General features: G+C 70.3%; 15 protein-coding genes. 8 read left to right on the top strand and 7 right to left on the bottom strand.

Going from position 1 to position 17343, the window contains the following annotated elements:
* Positions 1-24 precede the first annotated feature (24 nt).
* Positions 25-1092 (top strand): LLM class flavin-dependent oxidoreductase, encoded by a 1068-nt coding sequence (locus Q8S40_RS15800; RefSeq protein WP_305671142.1) that lies wholly within the window; start codon positions 25-27, stop codon positions 1090-1092.
* Here Q8S40_RS15800 and Q8S40_RS15795 read toward each other — a convergent pair whose 3' ends face one another.
* The 5 genes from Q8S40_RS15795 to Q8S40_RS15775 all read right to left on the bottom strand — a co-directional run bounded on the left by Q8S40_RS15795 (position 1093) and on the right by Q8S40_RS15775 (position 5061).
* The gene (locus tag Q8S40_RS15795; RefSeq protein WP_305671141.1) at positions 1093-1857 is read right to left on the bottom strand and encodes an SDR family NAD(P)-dependent oxidoreductase; all 765 of its coding nucleotides are present in this window, start codon (positions 1855-1857) and stop codon (positions 1093-1095) included. It lies immediately after the preceding gene.
* Positions 1854-2828 (bottom strand): 3-hydroxyacyl-CoA dehydrogenase family protein, encoded by a 975-nt coding sequence (locus Q8S40_RS15790; protein ID WP_305671140.1) that lies wholly within the window; start codon positions 2826-2828, stop codon positions 1854-1856. The genes Q8S40_RS15795 and Q8S40_RS15790 overlap by 4 nt, the downstream gene beginning before the upstream one ends.
* Before the next feature lie 66 nt (positions 2829-2894).
* Entirely contained in the window at positions 2895-3509 is a 615-nt protein-coding gene (locus Q8S40_RS15785) for a DUF2243 domain-containing protein (protein ID WP_305671139.1), read from the bottom strand.
* Between the two features lie 35 nt (positions 3510-3544).
* Positions 3545-3883, bottom strand: coding sequence for a hydroxyisourate hydrolase (gene uraH / locus Q8S40_RS15780; protein ID WP_305671138.1), 339 nt, complete (start codon positions 3881-3883; stop codon positions 3545-3547).
* Positions 3880-5061 (bottom strand): urate hydroxylase PuuD, encoded by a 1182-nt coding sequence (locus Q8S40_RS15775; RefSeq protein ID WP_305671137.1) that lies wholly within the window; start codon positions 5059-5061, stop codon positions 3880-3882. The genes uraH and Q8S40_RS15775 overlap by 4 nt, the downstream gene beginning before the upstream one ends.
* Before the next feature lie 245 nt (positions 5062-5306).
* Between Q8S40_RS15775 and Q8S40_RS15770 the strand changes: the two genes are divergently transcribed.
* Positions 5307-6596 carry an HlyC/CorC family transporter gene (locus Q8S40_RS15770; RefSeq protein ID WP_305671136.1) on the top strand — a complete coding sequence of 430 codons (1290 nt, stop codon included), beginning with the start codon at positions 5307-5309 and terminating at the stop codon, positions 6594-6596.
* Between the two features lie 129 nt (positions 6597-6725).
* Positions 6726-8543, top strand: a complete 1818-nt coding sequence (locus Q8S40_RS15765) for a hypothetical protein (protein WP_305671135.1) — start codon at positions 6726-6728, stop codon at positions 8541-8543.
* Between the two features lie 3 nt (positions 8544-8546).
* Here the strand turns inward: Q8S40_RS15765 and Q8S40_RS15760 are convergent, their stop codons facing one another.
* Both Q8S40_RS15760 and Q8S40_RS15755 read right to left on the bottom strand, forming a co-directional pair.
* A complete protein-coding gene (locus Q8S40_RS15760) occupies positions 8547-9152 on the bottom strand; it encodes a glutathione S-transferase N-terminal domain-containing protein (protein WP_305671134.1) in 606 nt (201 codons plus the stop codon).
* Positions 9149-10138: a LysR family transcriptional regulator gene (locus Q8S40_RS15755; protein WP_305671133.1), complete on the bottom strand. Its 990-nt coding sequence runs from the start codon at positions 10136-10138 to the stop codon at positions 9149-9151. Before Q8S40_RS15755 ends, Q8S40_RS15760 begins: the two co-directional genes overlap by 4 nt.
* Positions 10139-10270: 132 nt before the next feature.
* Here Q8S40_RS15755 and Q8S40_RS15750 point away from each other — a divergent pair, with 132 nt between their 5' ends.
* The 5 genes from Q8S40_RS15750 to ggt all read left to right on the top strand — a co-directional run bounded on the left by Q8S40_RS15750 (position 10271) and on the right by ggt (position 17028).
* A complete protein-coding gene (locus Q8S40_RS15750) occupies positions 10271-12094 on the top strand; it encodes a CocE/NonD family hydrolase (protein ID WP_305671132.1) in 1824 nt (607 codons plus the stop codon).
* Positions 12095-12216: 122 nt separating this feature from the next.
* Positions 12217-13812, top strand: coding sequence for an ABC transporter substrate-binding protein (locus Q8S40_RS15745; protein ID WP_305671131.1), 1596 nt, complete (start codon positions 12217-12219; stop codon positions 13810-13812).
* Position 13813: 1 nt separating this feature from the next.
* The gene (locus Q8S40_RS15740; RefSeq protein WP_305671130.1) at positions 13814-14353 is read left to right on the top strand and encodes a GAF domain-containing protein; all 540 of its coding nucleotides are present in this window, start codon (positions 13814-13816) and stop codon (positions 14351-14353) included.
* Between the two features lie 2 nt (positions 14354-14355).
* Positions 14356-15351 carry a tripartite tricarboxylate transporter substrate binding protein gene (locus Q8S40_RS15735; RefSeq protein ID WP_304813176.1) on the top strand — a complete coding sequence of 332 codons (996 nt, stop codon included), beginning with the start codon at positions 14356-14358 and terminating at the stop codon, positions 15349-15351.
* Between the two features lie 69 nt (positions 15352-15420).
* Positions 15421-17028, top strand: coding sequence for a gamma-glutamyltransferase (ggt, locus tag Q8S40_RS15730; protein WP_305671129.1), 1608 nt, complete (start codon positions 15421-15423; stop codon positions 17026-17028).
* Positions 17029-17343: the final 315 nt, after the last annotated feature.

Below are 17343 nucleotides of genomic sequence, written 5' to 3'. Positions count from 1 at the left end.
CCGCTGATGGTCAGGAGCCGCCGCATGCTGCGCTTCAGCAATTTCCTGTTCCCCGAAAGCCGCGACCCCGATCGCGACGCGGATGCGATCCGCGAGGCGATGGATGAGGCGCTGCTCTGTGAGGAGCTGGGTTTCGAGGTTGTGTGGCTCGCCGAGCATCACTTCGATGGCAATTGCGCATATGTCGACCCGGTGACCTTCGCCGCCGCGATCCTCTCGGCGACCAAGCGCATCAAGGTGGGCTTCGCGGTCGCGCAGGTCTCGCTGCATCACCCGACGCGGCTGGCGGAGCAGATGTCGCTGCTCGATAATCTCTCCCGCGGCCGCGTCATCGTCGGCCTCGGGCGCGGCACGGCCTACAACGTGTACGAATACCAGGGCTATGGCATTCCGGCGGAGGAAGCGCTGGAACGCTACGAGGAAGCCGAGGGCATCATGCTCAAGGCCTGGACCAGCCCCGAGGGCATGCGGCATGAGGGGAAGCACTGGACCCTCAACATCCCGCGCCTGCGGCCCACGCCCTTCACCAAGCCGCATCCCTATGTAATCCGCGCGGCGTCCTCGGAGGCCGGTGCGCTGCATCTGGCGCGGCGTGGCGTGCCTTTCCTGATGAATGTGCAGTCGCTGGAGACGACGCGCGACCGCCTGCTGCAGTACCGCGCCACCATGGCGGAATCAGGATTCAGTGCGGAGCAGGTGGAAGCCTGCCTTCAGGAAAGCTGGTGCTGGCGCAACATCTTCGTCGCCGAGACGGATGCGGAGGCGCAGCGCATCGCGGTGCCCAACTTCATCGCCATGCAGGAACAGCGGAAATCGCTGCGCGAAAAGATCTACCGCGAGCAGGGCATCATCATGAAGAAGGAAACGGTGCCGCCCGCGCGCGTGGACCCGGAGAAGGCTCTGATCGCAGGGTCCCCCGCCACCGTCGCGGCGCGGATGGCGGAGATCGAGGCCACCGGCATCGGCGGCGTCATCGGCAGTTTCCGCCTCGGTCCGATGCCGGCCGAACTTGCCGCACGGTCACTGCGCCTGTTCATGGAGGAAGTGGCGCCGCGCTTCCGCGCGACGCCGCAGGCACTAGCCGCCGACTGATCAGGTCGTCAGCCCGCCATCCACCACCACCGTCTGGCCGGTGACCATGGCGGCGCCGGCGAGCAGGAACACGATGACCTCCGCCAGATCCTCCGGCGTGCAGCGGCGCTTGAGCAGCGCGCCCTCGATCGAGGATCGGCGCTGTTCCTCCGTCCATTCAATCATCCAGGTGCTGTCAACGGCGCCTGGCGCCACGGCGTTCACCCGCACCTCCGGCGCCAGGCCGCGTGCCAAATTCTTGGTCAGCGATATGACACCCGCCTTGGTGGCGCCATAGGCCATCGAGGACCCAGCCGAATTGATGCCGGCGATGGAGGCGATGTTGACCATCGCGCCCCCCGCCGCGCGCAACGCCGGCCCGGCCGCCTTGGCGCAGCGGAACACGCCGCGGAGATTCACCTCCAGCACCGCATCCCACAGCTCTTCCGTCAGCCGGTCGAAATCATGCGGCGCGATGGCGGTGGGCGTGCCAGGCGTGCCGGCATTGTTCACCAGGTAGTCGAGCCGGCCGAGCTCGGCCACCGCCTGCCCCACCATCCGCGCCGCATCCGCCGCATCCGCCACACTGCCGGGCGCCGGCAGGATGCGCGCATTGGTCTCGGCCTGCAGGCGCGCGACGGACTCCGCCCCGCGCGCATCGCCGGCCAGGAAATTGATCGCCACATCGCAACCGCTGCGCGCCAGCAGCGTCGCGGTGGCCAGCCCGATGCCGGAGGCACCGCCCGTGACCAGCGCCGCCTTGCCCCGAAGATCGTAGGTGATCATTGGTCGCGTCCCTCCCCTGCCAACGTGCCGATCTGCCGCAGCGCGCGTTTCAGCGCGAGCAGCCGGCGGTCCCGGTCTTCCAGCACATCCGCCGTGGCGCCCGGCCAGTCATAGAAGCCGGCGCCGGCCATCACGCCGGTGCGGCCTTCCGCCACCAGCGCATCCACCGCATCGCATTGCCCGCGCACCGGCGGCGGCGCGTACATGCGGTTGGCCAGGCTGGTCTGGGTGAAGGCGAGGCCGGTGAAATCCGCCTTGGCCAGCACGCCCAGGATCGGCAGGCGCAGCGAAATGCCCTCGATGATCGCGGTGTCGATCTCGGATGCGGTGGCGACGCCTTCATCCAGCAGCTTCTGCACTTCCAGCGCGATGGCGGATTGCACGCGGTTGGCGATGTAGCCGGGCACGAATTTCCGCATCACCACGGGGCGCTTGCCCATGGCGCGGCACAGATCCACGGCAAAGCTCACCACCGCCGGGTCGCATTCCGGGCCACCGACGATGTCCACCAGATCCACCAGATAGGGCGGCGTGTACCAATGCATGATCAGCGCGCGGCCCTGGCGGCGGGCCGGAATGAGCGGAAACGGGTCGAGGTAGCTGGTGTTGCTGGCGATGATCGCCTGGGCAGGGGCCAGGCGGTCCACCTCCTCGAACAAGGCGCGCTTGGCGTCCGGTTGCTCGATGATCGCCTCCAGCACCAAATCGGCGTCTTCCAGCGCCTCCGCCAATACGGGCAGGCGCGTCACGGCGTGGTGCAGCCAATCGGCATCGGCCTCGCGCGGGGCCTCGCCGGCCACAACCAGAGTCTCCAGCGCCGTCTCCATCAGCCCGCCAGCCTTGTCGAGCGTCGCCATGCTGCTGTCGGTCAGCCGCACCTCATGCCCGCCCAGCGCGAAGACCAGCGCCAAAGCGTGGCCCATGGTGCCGGCACCGATGATGGCGACCTTGATGCCTGTTGCGCTGGCCATGTGCTGTTCCATCCCGAATCGTGGCGCCGAAACTGGCCCGGCGCCGCGCCGCGGGCAAGTCGCGGGTCAGCGAGGCGCCTCGGTCCGGGTCCAGGCGGCGCAGAAGGCGGGCAACAACCCGCCGGCGGACAGCTGCATCACCGGGTCCACCTCCCGCGGTGGCAGCGCGGCGGCGGGGGCGCCGGCCAGGACGCAGCAGGCCAGCCCCGCCGCGATGGCACGCCCGCCCGGCCCGCCATCCCGGCGGCGCAGCCAGGCGCCGAGCGCCACCGTCACCACGCCCAGGCCGAAGAACAGAAGGTCCCACGCCAGCGCATTGGGCGAACCGTCCCGGATCCGGTGCAGGCCGAGGATCCAGTGGTTGAGCACCGCATCCAGGATATGCCAGGCGCCGAAGCCGATCAGGCAGGCGGCGACCAGCACCCGCCCGGCGCCCGAGGCGGCGGCGTGGCAGCGGCGGGCCAGCAGCAGCCACAGGCCGGCGAAGCCCAGCAGGTAGTGGGCGGCGTGGAAAACACCGTCCCAGAGCATGTGGAAGCGGAGATCGGCGGGGTCCGTCACGCCGCTCAGCAGATGGTGCCATTGCAGGATCTGGTGCAGCAGGATGCCGTCCAGGAAGCCGCCGAGGGCGAAGCCGATCAGCAGCGCGGGCAGGGTCAGGCGGCCAGGGTCGGTCTGCATGACCGCACCAACGCCGGCTGTCTGCGCGCGTTCGTTCAGCTTCCGCGATAGGTCGCGTAGGACCAGGGCGAGCAGAGCAGCGGCACGTGGTAGTGCCCCTGCCCCGCCGCCAGCCGCACCACGATCGGCACCACATCCAGGAACCCCGCCCCGCCGAAATGCGCGCCGATATGGAAGCGAAGCTCATAGGTGCCCGGCGCGAAACTGTCCGGGCCGAGCAGCGGCGCATCGGTGCGACCATCGGCGTTAGTCACCGCCTGCGTCAGCTTCACCGGGCCGGTGGCATCGTGGCGGAACAGTTCCACCGTCACGCCCGCCATCGGCCCGCCGCTGGCGGTATTCAGGATGTGTGTGGTCAGCGCGGAGGGCTTCATTCGCGCGGTGCCCCGGCGGCCACCCAGGCGATCAGGCTGGCGCGTTCCTCCGCCGTGATCTCGGTCAGGTTGCCGGGCGGCATCGCCTCCGTCGCCACCTGCTGGCGGATGGATTGCGCCCAGCGGCGGATCTGCCCCGGCTCATCCAGCCGCACGCCCTTCGGCGCCTCGACGAAGCCTTCCTGCGTCGGCCGGGCGGCGTGGCAGGACGCGCAGCGCGCGGCCATGATGCCCTCGACCTCGGCGAAGGCCGGCGCCGGCCCGCCGGCCGGCGTGCGGGCCGGCATCAGCGCGAAGGCCATGACACCCACCACCACCGCGGCCGCGGCGGGCAGCGCCAGCGGGTTGCGGCCGAATTGGCGCTGCACGAAGAACTGCCGCACCAGCGCGCCGGCCAGCGTGATGCCCAGGAGCACAACCCAGTTCCATTCGGACCCCCAGGTCATCGGGTAATGCGGGCTGATCATCAGGAACAGCACGGGCAGGGTCAGGTAGGTGTTGTGGACGCTGCGCTGCTTTCCCCAGCGGCCATACTTGGCATCCGGCACCTGCCCCGCCTGCATCGCCGCCACCATCTTCCGCTGGCCCGGGATGATGACCATGGCGACATTCGCCACCATGATCGTGCCGGTCATCGCGCCGATCTGCAGGAAGGCGCCGCGGCCGGAGAAGATGTGGCAGGCGGCGAAGGACGCCACCACCAGCAGGCCCACGCCGAAGGCCGAGAGCCAGGTCTCGTTCTCCCCCCATTTCGAGCGGCAGGCGAGGTCATAGACCACCCACCCCGCCACTAGCATGGCGGCCGAGATCGCCACCGCGACGCCGGGCGAGAGGTCCATCACCGCCGGGTCCACCAGATAGGTGCTGGCCTGGCCCCAATAGATCAGCATGAACAGGCCGAACCCGCTGATCCAGGTCCAATACGCCTCCCATTTGAACCAGTGCAGCTTCTCCGGCAGGCTGGCCGGGGCGTTGGCGTATTTCTGCTTGTGGTAGAAGCCGCCGCCATGGATCGACCATTGCTCCCCCTTCACCAGGGGGTTGCCATCCCGCGGCGGGTCCAGCTGGTTGTCCAGGCCGATGAAATAGAAGCTGGTGCCGATCCAGGCGATGCCGGTGATCAGGTGCAGCCAGCGGATCAGCAGGTTCGCCCATTCGGCGAGGTAGGCGGGGTCCATCGTCTCAGGCGTCCTTCGGCCGCGCGTCGCGGGCGTCCTCCGGCCGCGGGGAGATGCCGCGCGGCCCGTTTTGCATAGCAACATTCGCGCCAGCGCGCCCCGGCGTCCAGCGCCCGCGCGCTTGTGTGGCGCCGCAGCATGGCGGCCCCTGCAAGCGCGGCGCCGATTGTGGTAGCTCTCGTCTCTGGCCACCGCCCGCCGCATTCCGCGGCCCGGGCATGGCCTCGCGGGGGTTAGGTCGGTCAATGGACGGAACCAGTCTGGTGATGCTCGGGATCATCCTGGCATTGCTGTGTGCCTCCGCCATGTTTTCCGGCACGGAAACCGCCTTTACCGCCGCCAGCCGCGCCTTCGTCACCCGCCGCGCCAAGGAAGGCGACCGCCGCGCGGTCACCCTCGGCAAGCTGAGCGAGCGCAAGGATCGGGTGGTGGCCGCCATCCTGGTCGGCAACAACCTGGTCAACACCACCGCCACGGCGCTGGCCTCCGCGCTGCTGATCTCCTGGTTCGGCGAGGGTGGCGTCGCCTATGCGTCGCTGGTGATGACCGCGCTGCTGGTGATTTTCTCCGAGGTGCTGCCGAAGACGCTGGCGCTGCGGTCGCCGGATTCCGCGGCGATGCGCGTGGTGCCGGTGCTGTCCACCACCATGCGGCTGCTTGGCCCGGTGGCGGATCTGGTGAACATCGTGGTGCGCGGCACGCTGCGGCTGTTCGGCGCGAAGACGCCGGAAGCCGAGCGCCCTGGCATCACGGAGGACGAGCTGCTCGGTGCCATCGACCTGCATGGCATGGGCCACCAGGGCCCGGCCGATCTCGCCGCACGCCAGGAACGCGGCATGCTGCGCGGCGTGCTGGCGCTGGATGACATGACGGTGCGCGACGTGATGACCCACCGGTCCCGCGTCGTCGCCCTGAACACGGCGGAGAAGCCGGAGGCGATGCTCGCCAAGGTGCTCGCCTCCCCGCATGCGCGCTTCCCCCTTTGGGGGCGGGATGGGGAGGAGATCCTGGGCGTGGTGCATGCGCGGGACGTGCTGCGCGCCCTGCAGGCAGCCGCGGGTGACACGGCGAAGATGGACCTGGTCGCGGTGGCACAGCCCGCCTCCCTGGTGATCGAGACGCGGCCGCTGCGCGAGCAGCTTCAGGAATTCCGCAAGGCGCCGATCAAGATGGCGATGGTGCTGGATGAATACGGCTCGCTGAAGGGCATCGTCACGCTGGAGGACATCGTCGAGGTCGTGGTCGGCCAGATCGTGCAGCGCGGCGAGGCGATTCTCGGCGACCTGTCCGAGAATGGCGAGGTCGAGGTGCGCGGCGACCTGCGGGTGCGCGACATCAACCGCGAACTCGGCTGGGACCTGCCGGAGGATGAGGCGGCGACCATCGGCGGCCTGGTGGCGGCGCGCCAGCGGGGCATTCCGCAGGTGGGCACCGAGGTCATCATCGGCCCCTATATGCTGCGGGTGCTGGAACGCCGTGGCCAGCGGATCGACCGGTTGGTGGTGCGGCCGCTGACCCCGGCGATCGCGGCCTGAGCGCCCCGCCGGGGACCGGCATGATGTCCCACAGGGCGAAACACGCTGAAACCAGCCGCCATGTGCGGCATTGGACCTGCGCCGGTCATCATGGATAGGCTGCCGGCCAAATCATCCCCGGAGCCTGCCATGCGCCGCCGCCTCGCCATGCTCGTCTTCACCGGCGCCTTCACCGGCGCCCTGGCGCTCGCCGGTGCCGGTGCCCTCGCCCAGGCGGAGGCCGAGCGCCAGCTCGATGCCGCGCTGGAACGGCTGCGCCTGGCCTTCGGGCCGGAGGCGCGGCTGGCGGTCGGGCAGCGGCAGGTGGACCCGGTAACCGGCCGCGCGCGGCTCGGCGAGCTGACCATCACGGCACCGACGGAGCGCATCACCGTCACCGAATTGCTGCTCCAGGACCTGACCGGGACGCGGCTCGGCCGGGCGGAGGCGCGCTCCATCCTGCTGGTGACCAATATCGGCACGGCGGAGGACCGCTTCGAGGTCGCCCGGCTGGTGCTCGGCGGCATGTCGCTGCCGGCGGCGGGGCAGGAATTCAGCCTGTCCACCTTCGAGCTCGGCACGATGGAGCTGGAGGCGCTGCGTGGCACCGGCCAGCCCGGCCTGCTCACCGTGGGTCGCGCCTCGCTGGAGGGTTATGGCCCCGGCGTGCTGGGCGCGGCGTCCCTCGAAGGCGTCGATTTCCGCGATAGCGGCAGCGGCGCGCTGGCCTTCCGCCTCGGCCGGGCCGCGGTGCAATCCATGGTGCTGCCGCCGCTGGATGGCTCGATGCCGGACCCGCGGCAATTCTCGGTCCAGCTTCTCACGCTGGAAGGGGCGGAGCTGCGCGAGCCGGACAATCAGGTGGACCTGGCGATCGGCCGCTTCGCGCTGCGCGACTGGGTGCCGGGCAGGCTGACCGACCTGGCGGTGGAAGGGGTGCGGGTGGCCGCGCCCTTCGGGGCGCTGGGCGCCGGCGATGTCCGCATCGGGCGCATCGCCTCCCAGGGTATCGACATGGCCGGGACCACCATCGCGCTGATGGATGGGGTTCAGGTGCCGGACCCGGTGGTGGGCACGCCGCAAAGCGTGGTGATGGAAGGGCTGACGGCGCAGGCGGGCGGCCAGCCGGTCTTTGCCCTCGGCCGCACCGCGATCGAGGCCTCGATGGATGCGAGCGGCCTCGCCGAGACCAGCATGGGCCTGCAGGGGCTGCGGGTGACGCTACCCGCCGGCACCGTCGCCTGGCTGGAACAGCATGGCTACCGGGAGATCGCCGGCGGGATGGAGCTGCGCGGCTCGGCGCGGCGGGAAGGTGGCGTGCTGGATATCGCGCCCTTCGGGCTGCGCTGGAGCGAGGCCGCCAGCCTGGCGCTGCGGACCAACCTGAGCGGGATGCCGCTGCCCCGGCCGGGCGAGGAGCAGGATGACGACGCCATCATGGCGCAGTTGATGCGGGCCAGGCTGCACGGCCTGACCCTTTCGCTGCGCGACGAGGGGCTGATGGGCCGCGTCCTGGCCGAGCAGGCGCGCAGCCAGGGGGTGCCTGAGGCGCAGCTGCGCGAACAATTCGCGCAGATGGCGCTCGCCATGCCGATCCCGGGCGCTGGTCCGGCCGCACCGCCCAGCCGTGCGGCGCCCGCCCCGGCCCCGGCGCGCAAGGGTGCGGCACCAGCGGCGCCCCCGGCCTCCAGCTCCAAGGGACCGGCGGGCAGCTCCAAGGGCGCAGCGCCCCAGGCAACGGCACCCCAGACTTCGGCACCCCAGACTTCGGCACCCCGGGCAGCAGGCCCGGCCGATCCGTTCCTGTCGGTGCGCGAGGCGCTGGCCAGCTTCATACGCCAGCCGGGCGAACTGGAATTCACCCTGCGCCCGGCGCAGCCGGTCAGCTTCGAGGATATGCAGGGCCTGGCCGCCGCCGGGCCGGTGGAGACGGCTCGGCGGCTTGGCCTGTCCGCGGTCGCGCGCTGAGGCTCAGCCGGCGGGCGGGGCGGTGCGCGCCATGGCGGGCATCGTGCTGACCTTGGCGTACCAGGCCTCCAGCTTCGGATGGCCCGGGCGCCACGGCTCGTTCGGGTAGCGGAAATCGAGGTAGCCGAGGGCGCAGGCGATGGTGATCTCGCCGATCGTGGTCAGCGCACCCAGCGTCTCCGCCTCCGCCTCCGCCTCCAGCGCATCGATCGCGCGCGTCACCTTGCCCTGCTGCGTCTCGATATAGCTGCGGCGGCCTTCATCCAGCGGCAGCGCGATTTCGCGCCGGCGCGGCTGCGTCGCATCCATGATGCCGTCGCCGAGAGCCTGCTGGCGCAGCGCGGTCCAGCGCGCCGGGCCGGCGGCGGGGAACAGCTTCGGTGCATCGCCGATGCTGTCGAGGTATTCGCAGACCACCGGGCTGTCGTACAGCGACAGGCCATCATCCGTGACCAGCGTCGGGATCTTCGACAGCGGGTTGTGCCGCAGCAGCGCCGGGTCCTTGCCGGCTTCCGCCCAGGGGGTGATGCGATCCTCGATGCCGCGCTGGATGGCGCAGGCCATCGCCTTGCGGACATAGGGGCTGTTGGGGGAGACGGTGAGCTTCATTCGAGCGGTTCCTCCGGTGGTCCCGCAGTCTCCGCCGCGCGGCGCATCGCGGCAATATCAGGCCCTCGCCGCCGCAGGCTGCGCCGTAGCGCGGCGGCTTCCCGCCGCGCCGTCTCGGCCACCAGCACAGCGAACTGATCCACGATGTCCGGGCGCGGCTGCCAGGCCGGGAAGAACAGGCCGTAGGGAATCGGGATCGAACAGGCGAAGGGCCGCATGGCCAGGTGCGGCGCCGGGGAGGACAGCACCACGAAGGGGTCCGCCAGCGCCACGCCCAGCCCCTGCGCGACCAATTGGCAGACCACCACGCCGTTGGATGCCTCGAAGCGCGGCCGCGGGGTCAGCCCCGCCTCCCGGCAATGCCGTTCCAGCCCCTGGCGCAGCAGGGACCTTTCATGCGTCACCACCAGATCATGCGCCAGCAGATCGGGCAGGCCCACCTGGCGAAGCTGGGCCAGTTCATGGTCGCGCCGCATCACCACCACCGCCTCCAGCGCGCAGACCGGTTCCACCTTCAGCTTGGGGTGGGCCAGCGGCAGCACGGTGACGCCGAGGTCGAAATGCTCCTGTTCCACCACCGTCTCGGCATCCAGGCGGATGCGCGTATCGACCAGCGCGGTGAAGTCCGGCACCCGCGCCGCCATGGTGCGCAGCGCCGGGCCGAGCACCACGCTGGCGACCTGCGGCGCCGTCAGCACGCGCAAATGGCTGTCGCTGCGGCCATCCCGAATGCCGGCGGCCAGGCGTTGCAGCCCGTCATGCCCGGCCAGCACCCGCTCGGCCTGCCGGTAGAAGCGCAGCCCCTCCGCCGTCAGGGTCAGGCGGCGGTTCTCGCGGTGGAACAGGCGGAAGCCGAGATCGGCCTCCAGCGCCGCCAGCAGCCGCCCCGCCTGCGGCTGGGTGCGCCCCAGCCGGATCGCGGCCTGGGAGACGGAGCCGCCATCGACGAAGGCGCGCAGCGCGTCCAGCGACCGCAGGTTGTGCATCCCGCCCCCTCATTCTGTGCGGAAACCGCATGGTTTGGCACCCATAACGCATTTGACGCAGCCGCGCAGCTTCGCGCATGGATGCCGGACCGGTGACACAGCCGATGTCCCGGCTCCAGCGAGGCTGCGACCATGTCCGACCGCGACGAAACCGGCGCCGCCTGGCGCCTGGCCCCCTCCAGCTACGCCGCCGGCCGCGAGGTGGAATTCGCGCTGCCGGAGGCGCCGGCCTCCCGCTACCTGACCATGCGCGATGGCTGCCGGATTGCGGTGGATGTCTGGCTGCCACAGGGCGTGACGGGCAAGGTGCCCGCCATCCTGATCCTGACGCCCTATTACCGCCGCTTCCGGCTGCGCGAGGGCGGCCAGGGCGATGCGATCCCCAATGCCGGCAAGTTCGTGCGCCATTTGGTGCCGCGCGGCTATGCGGTGGTGGTGGTGGATGTGCGCGGAACGGGGGCTTCCTTCGGCACCCGCGACAGCTTCCGCTCACCGCGGGAGCGCGAGGATTCGGCGGAGATCACGGATTGGGTGGTGGCGCAGCCCTGGTCGGATGGGCAGGTCGGCGCCACCGGCATTTCCTACCCCGGTGCGGCGTCCGACTTCCTGGCCAGCACCGGCCACCCGGCGGTGAAGGCGATCGCGCCGCTTTTCGCCGTGTGGGACACCTATGCGGATAATTACTACCCCGGCGGCATCCAGTTGAAGCAATTGGCGAAAAGCTATGACGATCTGATGGTCGCCATGGACCATGACCGGCGCGACCTGCTGCGCAACTATGTCTACTACGCCAATCCGGATCTCGCCGGGCCGCATCCGGTGGATGAGGATGCCGATGGCAGCCTGCTGGCGGCGGCGCTGCGCGAGCATGCCGGCAATTTCCGCCAGCCCGATTTCATGGCGGAGTTCCGCTTCCGCGAGGACCCGCTGCCCTATGATGCGGGCTTCAGCTCGGCCTCCTTCAGCCCCTATTCGGTCCGCGCCGGCATCCGGCCGGATGTGGCGGTGCTGGCGGTCTCCGGCTGGATGGACGGCGCCGGCTACGCCAATGGCGCGATTTCCCGCTTCCTGACGCTGCGCGACAATCCGGTGCATCTGATCCTGGGGCCGTGGGATCATGGGGCGCGCTGCAACGTCTCCCCCTGGCGGCGGGATCAGACGCCGGAATTCGATCTGCTCGGCGCCGTGCTGCGCTTCTTCGACCATTATCTGCTGCGGCGGGATACCGGGCTCGACCGGGAAGCGCCCGTGCATTTCTTCAGCCTGCATGCGGAGGCCTGGCGCGCGGCGGAATCCTGGCCACCGGTGGAGAGCACACAGCGCCTGTATCTCGCGGCCGAGGGCGCGCTGGCCGATGCGCCCGGTGCGGCGGGGCAGGATGCGGCGCAGGCGGATTTCGCCTGGGGCAGCGGCGACGGCACGCGGTATGAGCGCATCGCCGGCATCAACAGCACCACCTACTATCCGGATTGGGGGCAGCGTCAGGCGGGTTTGCTCGGCTGGTCCTCCGCGCCGCTTCCGCAGGACATGGAGTTGGCCGGGCACGGCCTGGCTGATCTCTGGCTGGAATCGAGCGAGCCGGATGCGGCGCTGTTCGTCTATCTCTCGGAAGTCGAGGCGGATGGCACCGTCCGTTACGTGACGGAAGGCCTGCTGCGCGCCCTGCACCGCCAGGAAAGCCCGGCGCCCGATGCCTACCGCACCACCTGGCCGTTCCGCAGCTTCAGCCGCGCCGATGCCGCGCCGCTGGTGGCCGGCGAGGCAACCCGCCTCCGCATCCCGCTGCTGCCCACCGCCTGGGTGTTCCGCCAGGGCAGCCGCATTCGCCTGTCCCTTTCGGGGGCGGACGCCGACCACGCAGCGCAGGTGCCGCATGGCCGGCCGCCGCGCCTGACCCTGCTGCGCGGCGGCGAAAGGGCCTCGGCCCTGGAACTGCCGCTGCGCCCCTGCGCATAGAGCGCGATGCGTTCACCCAGTTTCACGCACCACGCTCTAACCTTTTGTTTGAACGCGTGATTCAGACCTTCGGTGCCTTCGCACCTTCGGTCATCACGCTCTGACCGTTACAGGAGATGCCCATGCATCGTCGCGATCTTCTCGCCGCCGCCGGCGCGCTGGCCACCACCGGCTGGGGCGCGCTGGCGCCGCGCCCGGCAAGGGCTTCCGGCACGACCCTGCAGATCGGCCTCGGCGGCGCCTTCACCACGATGGACCCGCATTTCTACCACGCGGTGCCGAACCATACCGTCGCGATGCATATCTATGAGCGGCTGATCAACCGCGCGCCGGATGGCAGGCTGATCCCCGGCCTCGCCATCGAATGGAAGCCGCTGACCGACACGCTGTGGGAATTCAAGCTGCGCCCGGGCGTGAAATTCCACGATGGCGGCGATTTCACCGCGGATGATGTGGTCTTCACCTTCGAACGCGCCCGCGACGTGCCGAACAGCCCCGGTGGCTTCGGCGGCTTCCTGCGCGCGGTGCAGCGGGTGGAGGTGGTGGACCCGCTGACCATCCGCCTGCACACGCCCGTCCCGGCGCCGGATCTCGGCCCGAACCTCACCTATGTCGGCATCGTCTCCCGCCGCGTCGGCGAGGGTGCGACCACGGCGGACTACAATTCCGGCAAGGCCGCGGTGGGCACCGGCCCTTATCGCTACGGGTCCTACACCCCCGGCAACCGGGTGGAGATGACCCGCAACGATTCCTGGTGGGGCCCGAAGCCGGCGTGGGAGACGGTGTCGCTCCGCCTGCTGAGCAACCCGGCCGCCCGCACCGCCGCGCTGCTCTCCGGCGATGTGGACATCATCGATACCCCCTCGGTCAGCGACCTGCCGCGGATGCGCGCGGATGATCGCTTCCAGGTGACCGCAATCCCCGGCATCCGGCTGATCTACCTGGTTCCCGATCTGTCGCGGGAGGGTGCGAGCCCCTTCGTCACCGACGCCAGCGGCACGCCCCTGCCGCAGAATCCCTTCCGCGACCTGCGCGTGCGCCAGGCGCTGTCGTTGGCCTTGCGGCGGGAGGCACTGGCGGATCGGGTCATGCTCGGCACCGCGACGCCGACCGGCCAGTGGATGCCGCCGGGCGCCTATTCCTACGCCCCCAGCGTCAAGCCGCCGGAGGAGGATGCCGCGCGCGCGCGCGCTCTGCTGGCCGAGGCCGGGCTGCCGAATGGCTTCCGCCTGACGCTGCACACGCCGAATGACCGCTACCCGAACGACGCCCGCCTGGCACAGGGCGTGGCGCAGATGTGGGCGCGCATTGGCGTGCAGACCACGGTGGAGGCGCTGCCCTGGGCGAGCTATGCCGCGCGCGGCGGCCGCCAGGAATTCTCCATGGGCCTCTGGGGCTGGGGGAGTGCCACCTTCGAGGGCGGCTACATGCTGACCCAGTGCTTCGCCACGCATGACCGGCCGCGCAGCATCGGCCTGTACAATTACGGCCGCTACAGCAATCCGGCGCTCGATGCGCTGGCCGCCCGCGCCGTCTCCACGGTTGATGAGGCGGCGCGCGAGGCGCTGCTGATCGAGGCGACGGAACTCGCCATGGCGGATACGCCGATCATCCCGATGCTGATGCTGCAGAATCTGTGGGCGGTGCGGAAGGGCATCAGCTTCCTGCCGCGGTCGGATGAGCGGACGCTCGCGGTCGATGCACGGCCGGCCGGCTGACATGACGGCGCGCCCCGACCCCCTGCCCTATCTGGCCCGCCTGGCGCTTGCACAGGCCGAGCCGGCGCAGCCCGGCGCCACGCTGGCCGCGTTGGATGCGGCGCTGGCGGGCGCCGTCGGGCACATCCTGTGCACCATGCAGGTGCACCATGCGGGTGGCGAGGCGGAGCGGGTCTGGTCGAACCTGCCGGATGCCTATCCGGTCGGGGGCCGCAAGCTGGCCTCCGCCGCGCCTCGGATGCGGGAGCTGATGCAGCATGGCCGGCCCATCCTGATCCGGACGGAGGCGGAGCTGCGCGCCAGCTACCCGGACCATGCGGGTGCGACGGCACTCGGCTGCGGCAGCGCCATGAACACGCCGCTGCGCTGGCAGGGCCGCACGCTGGGGCAGGTCAATCTGATGCACCGCTCCGGCTGGTACACGGAAGATGATCTGATGCTGGTCCGCTGCTTCGCCCAGATGGCGATGCCGGCCTTCCTGATCCTGGCCGAAACCGGCACGATCCGCTCGCCGCAATCCCCCCAAGCCACAGGAACCTGACCATGCAAGCCGGAATCACCCGCCGCCAACTGCTCACCGCCGCCGCGCTGGCGGCCGCAGCGCCGCTGCTGCCCCGCCCCGCTGCCGCCCAGGGCACCCCCTGGCCGCAGGCGCAGCCGATCCGCGTCATCGTGCCCTTCGGTGCCGGCGGCGCCACGGATATCGCGGCGCGCGTCATAGCGCAGGAAATGCAGGCGACGCTCGGCCAGACCCTGGTGATGGAAAACCGCGGCGGCGCCGGCTCCACCCTCGGCACCGGCTTCGTCGCGCGCATGCCGCCCGATGGCTACACGCTGCTGATCACCACCATCAGCGGCCTGGCGATCGGGCAGACGCTGTACCGGGACCGCATCCAGTACAATGCGGACACCTCCTTCGAGCACATCGCCATCATGATGGGCACGCCGTATCTGCTGTGCGTGAACCCCAACCAGCCGATCCGCGATGTCGCCGGCTATGTGGCCGCGGCGAAGGCCGGGCCGATGTTCTACGGCACATCGGGCGCCGGCGGCGTCGCGCATCTGCTGGGCATGCGCCTGGCGGCGGCGACCGGCGCGCCGCTGGAGCATGTGCCCTATCGCGGCTCCGCACAGGCGATCACGGACCTGATGGCCGGCGTGGTGCCGAGCGTGCTGGACAGCCTGACCGCGACCAGCGCCCACATCAAATCCGGCGCGCTGCGGCCGCTGGCGACGACGGCGCCGGAACGCTCGCCGGATTTCCCGGATGTGCCGACCTTCCGGGAACTGGGCTACCCCGAGGTGGTGGCCGATGGCTGGGCCGGCCTCGCCGCTCCCGCCGGCACGCCGCGACCGATCCTGGAAAAGCTGGCCGAGGCGGTGCGCAGCGCGCAGGCCAGCCCGAACGTCCAGCGCCGCTTCGCCGAGACCTCGACCACCGCCGGGCGGCTTTACTTGGCTGACGCGCAGAAATTCGTGCGCGACGAGATCGCGGCCTGGGCGCCGGTGATCCGCGCCTCGGGCATCACGCCGGATTAGTGCTGGTTTGTCCTCGGGCGCCTCGGCCAGCTTCGCTGGCTGCAAAGAGTTGCAATAGGGAGAGACACGATGCGGGGCATGGTGGTGGCGGCGCAGCCGGAGGCGGCGGAGGCGGGGGTGGAAATCCTCCGCCAGGGCGGCAATGCGGTGGATGCCGCCATCGCCTGCGCCTTCAGCCAGGGCGTGGTCGATCCGCAGATGTGCGGCATCGGCGGCTTCGGCGCGATGCAGATCTGCATGCCCGCACGCGGCATCCATACGGTGCTGGAATTCTTCGGCAAGGCGCCGCTGACCGCCACGCCCGAAATGTGGGCCGACAAGTTCATCGGCCAGTCGCGTGACGGCTTCGTCTTCCTGCTGCGCGACCAGGCCAACGACATGGGCTACGGCGCCGTCGGCACGCCGGGCAATGTCGCGGGCTATACCGAGGCGCTTTCCCGCTTCGGCAGCATGAAGCTGCGCGATGTCATGCAGCCGGCGATCGGCCAGGCGCGGCGCGGCGTGATGGTGCGGCCCTACATGCATTACTACTGGGCGATCGACCATGGCGGCGATGGCCAGGTGAATGTCGCCGACAAGCTGCGATTCAGCGAAACCGGCCGGCAGGTCTATTTCCGCGCCGACGGCACGCTGAAGCGCCCCGGCGATGTGCTGCACAACCCGGACATGGCGCGCAGCCTGGAACGCATCGCCGAAGGCGGTGCCGAGGTGTTCTATCGCGGCGACATGGCGCGCGAGATCGCGGCCGACATGGCCGCCCAGGGCGGCGGCGTGACGCTGGAGGATCTGGCGGCCTACCGGGTGCGGGAGAAGGCGCCTTGCTGGGGCAGCTATCGCGGGCTGCGCGTCGCCTCAAACCCGCCACCGGCCGGCGGCGGTTCGCTGATCGAGCTGCTGCACATCATGGGCTGCTTCGACCTCGGCGCACTGGAGCACAACAGCCCGGAACATCTCCGCATCCTGGCGGAAGCGATGAAGTGGATGACGATCGACAAGGACGCCCATATGGGCGACCCCGATTTCGTCGACGTGCCGCTCGACCGGCTGCTCTCGGCCGGGCATGCCGAGGCGCTGGCGGCGCGCATCCGCGCGGGCGAAAAGGCCAGCGTGGCGCGGGCGGAGGAACCGCGCGACCCGCCGGATACCACCGTGGTCTGCGTGGTGGATGGGCAGGGCAATGCCGTGTCCCTCACCCACACGCTCGGCATTCCCTCCGGCGCCATCACGCCGGGGCTGGGTTTCATGTATAATGGCTGCATGAGCGGCTTCGACCCGCGCCCGGGCCGCGCCGCTTCCATCGCGCCGGGCAAGAGCCGTGGCAGCGCCATGGCGCCGACCATCCTGTTCCGCGACGAGGCGATCGCCATGGTGCTGGGTGCGCCGGGCGGCACCTACATCGTACCGGCGCTGGCGCAGGCCATCAGCAATGTGGTGGATTTCGGCATGGGCATGTCGGACGCCGTGGCGGCGCCCCGCATCGTGGCGCTGAGCGACACCATCGATGTCGCCAACCGCATCCCGCACCGGGTGACGGATGCGCTGGGGGCCATGGGCTATCCGGTGGCACGATCCTACCAGAGCTACGCCTTCGGTGCGCCGCATGGCGTTCTGATCCGGGACGGCGCCTGCTTCGGCGGGGCGGACCCGCAGCGGGACGGGATGGCACTGGGCGCATGAGGGCGCGCTTGCCATCATTCAGCCAAGCCCCCCGCGCTTCGGGTCCCTGAACCATCACCAGGGGCGGACCGCCAAGGCTAACCGACGATCAGCACCGCCGCGCCGCATCCACGGCCTGCCCGATTGCTTCAGGGCAGGCCTGGTCGCGCATCACGGATGAAGGCGGTTCATCGGGCGGAGGTCAGTGGCCCTGCCCAAGCCGCTGTCCCGCATAGGTTGCCGCCCGGATCGGGGCCCACCAGGCCTCATGGTCCAGGTACCAGCGCAGCGTGTGCTCCAGCCCGCTTTCGAAATCGTACCGCGCGGTCCAGCCCA

Origin of the sequence: Falsiroseomonas sp., assembly GCF_030695085.1 — a bacterium.
Lineage (GTDB): Bacteria > Pseudomonadota > Alphaproteobacteria > Acetobacterales > Acetobacteraceae > Falsiroseomonas.
This window is presented reverse-complemented; position numbering and strand designations above follow the sequence as displayed.

Bases quoted from the DNA above. Each gene is read 5' to 3' on its own strand.
- Q8S40_RS15800 (WP_305671142.1), top strand. From the start codon at position 25: ATGCTGCGCTTCAGCAATTTCCTGTTCCCCGAAAGCCGCGACCCCGAT.
- Q8S40_RS15795 (WP_305671141.1), bottom strand. From the start codon at position 1,857: ATGATCACCTACGATCTTCGGGGCAAGGCGGCGCTGGTCACGGGCGGT.
- Q8S40_RS15790 (WP_305671140.1), bottom strand. From the start codon at position 2,828: ATGGCCAGCGCAACAGGCATCAAGGTCGCCATCATCGGTGCCGGCACC.
- Q8S40_RS15785 (WP_305671139.1), bottom strand. From the start codon at position 3,509: ATGCAGACCGACCCTGGCCGCCTGACCCTGCCCGCGCTGCTGATCGGC.
- uraH (WP_305671138.1), bottom strand. From the start codon at position 3,883: ATGAAGCCCTCCGCGCTGACCACACACATCCTGAATACCGCCAGCGGC.
- Q8S40_RS15775 (WP_305671137.1), bottom strand. From the start codon at position 5,061: ATGGACCCCGCCTACCTCGCCGAATGGGCGAACCTGCTGATCCGCTGG.
- Q8S40_RS15770 (WP_305671136.1), top strand. From the start codon at position 5,307: ATGGACGGAACCAGTCTGGTGATGCTCGGGATCATCCTGGCATTGCTG.
- Q8S40_RS15765 (WP_305671135.1), top strand. From the start codon at position 6,726: ATGCGCCGCCGCCTCGCCATGCTCGTCTTCACCGGCGCCTTCACCGGC.
- Q8S40_RS15760 (WP_305671134.1), bottom strand. From the start codon at position 9,152: ATGAAGCTCACCGTCTCCCCCAACAGCCCCTATGTCCGCAAGGCGATG.
- Q8S40_RS15755 (WP_305671133.1), bottom strand. From the start codon at position 10,138: ATGCACAACCTGCGGTCGCTGGACGCGCTGCGCGCCTTCGTCGATGGC.
- Q8S40_RS15750 (WP_305671132.1), top strand. From the start codon at position 10,271: ATGTCCGACCGCGACGAAACCGGCGCCGCCTGGCGCCTGGCCCCCTCC.
- Q8S40_RS15745 (WP_305671131.1), top strand. From the start codon at position 12,217: ATGCATCGTCGCGATCTTCTCGCCGCCGCCGGCGCGCTGGCCACCACC.
- Q8S40_RS15740 (WP_305671130.1), top strand. From the start codon at position 13,814: ATGACGGCGCGCCCCGACCCCCTGCCCTATCTGGCCCGCCTGGCGCTT.
- Q8S40_RS15735 (WP_304813176.1), top strand. From the start codon at position 14,356: ATGCAAGCCGGAATCACCCGCCGCCAACTGCTCACCGCCGCCGCGCTG.
- ggt (WP_305671129.1), top strand. From the start codon at position 15,421: ATGCGGGGCATGGTGGTGGCGGCGCAGCCGGAGGCGGCGGAGGCGGGG.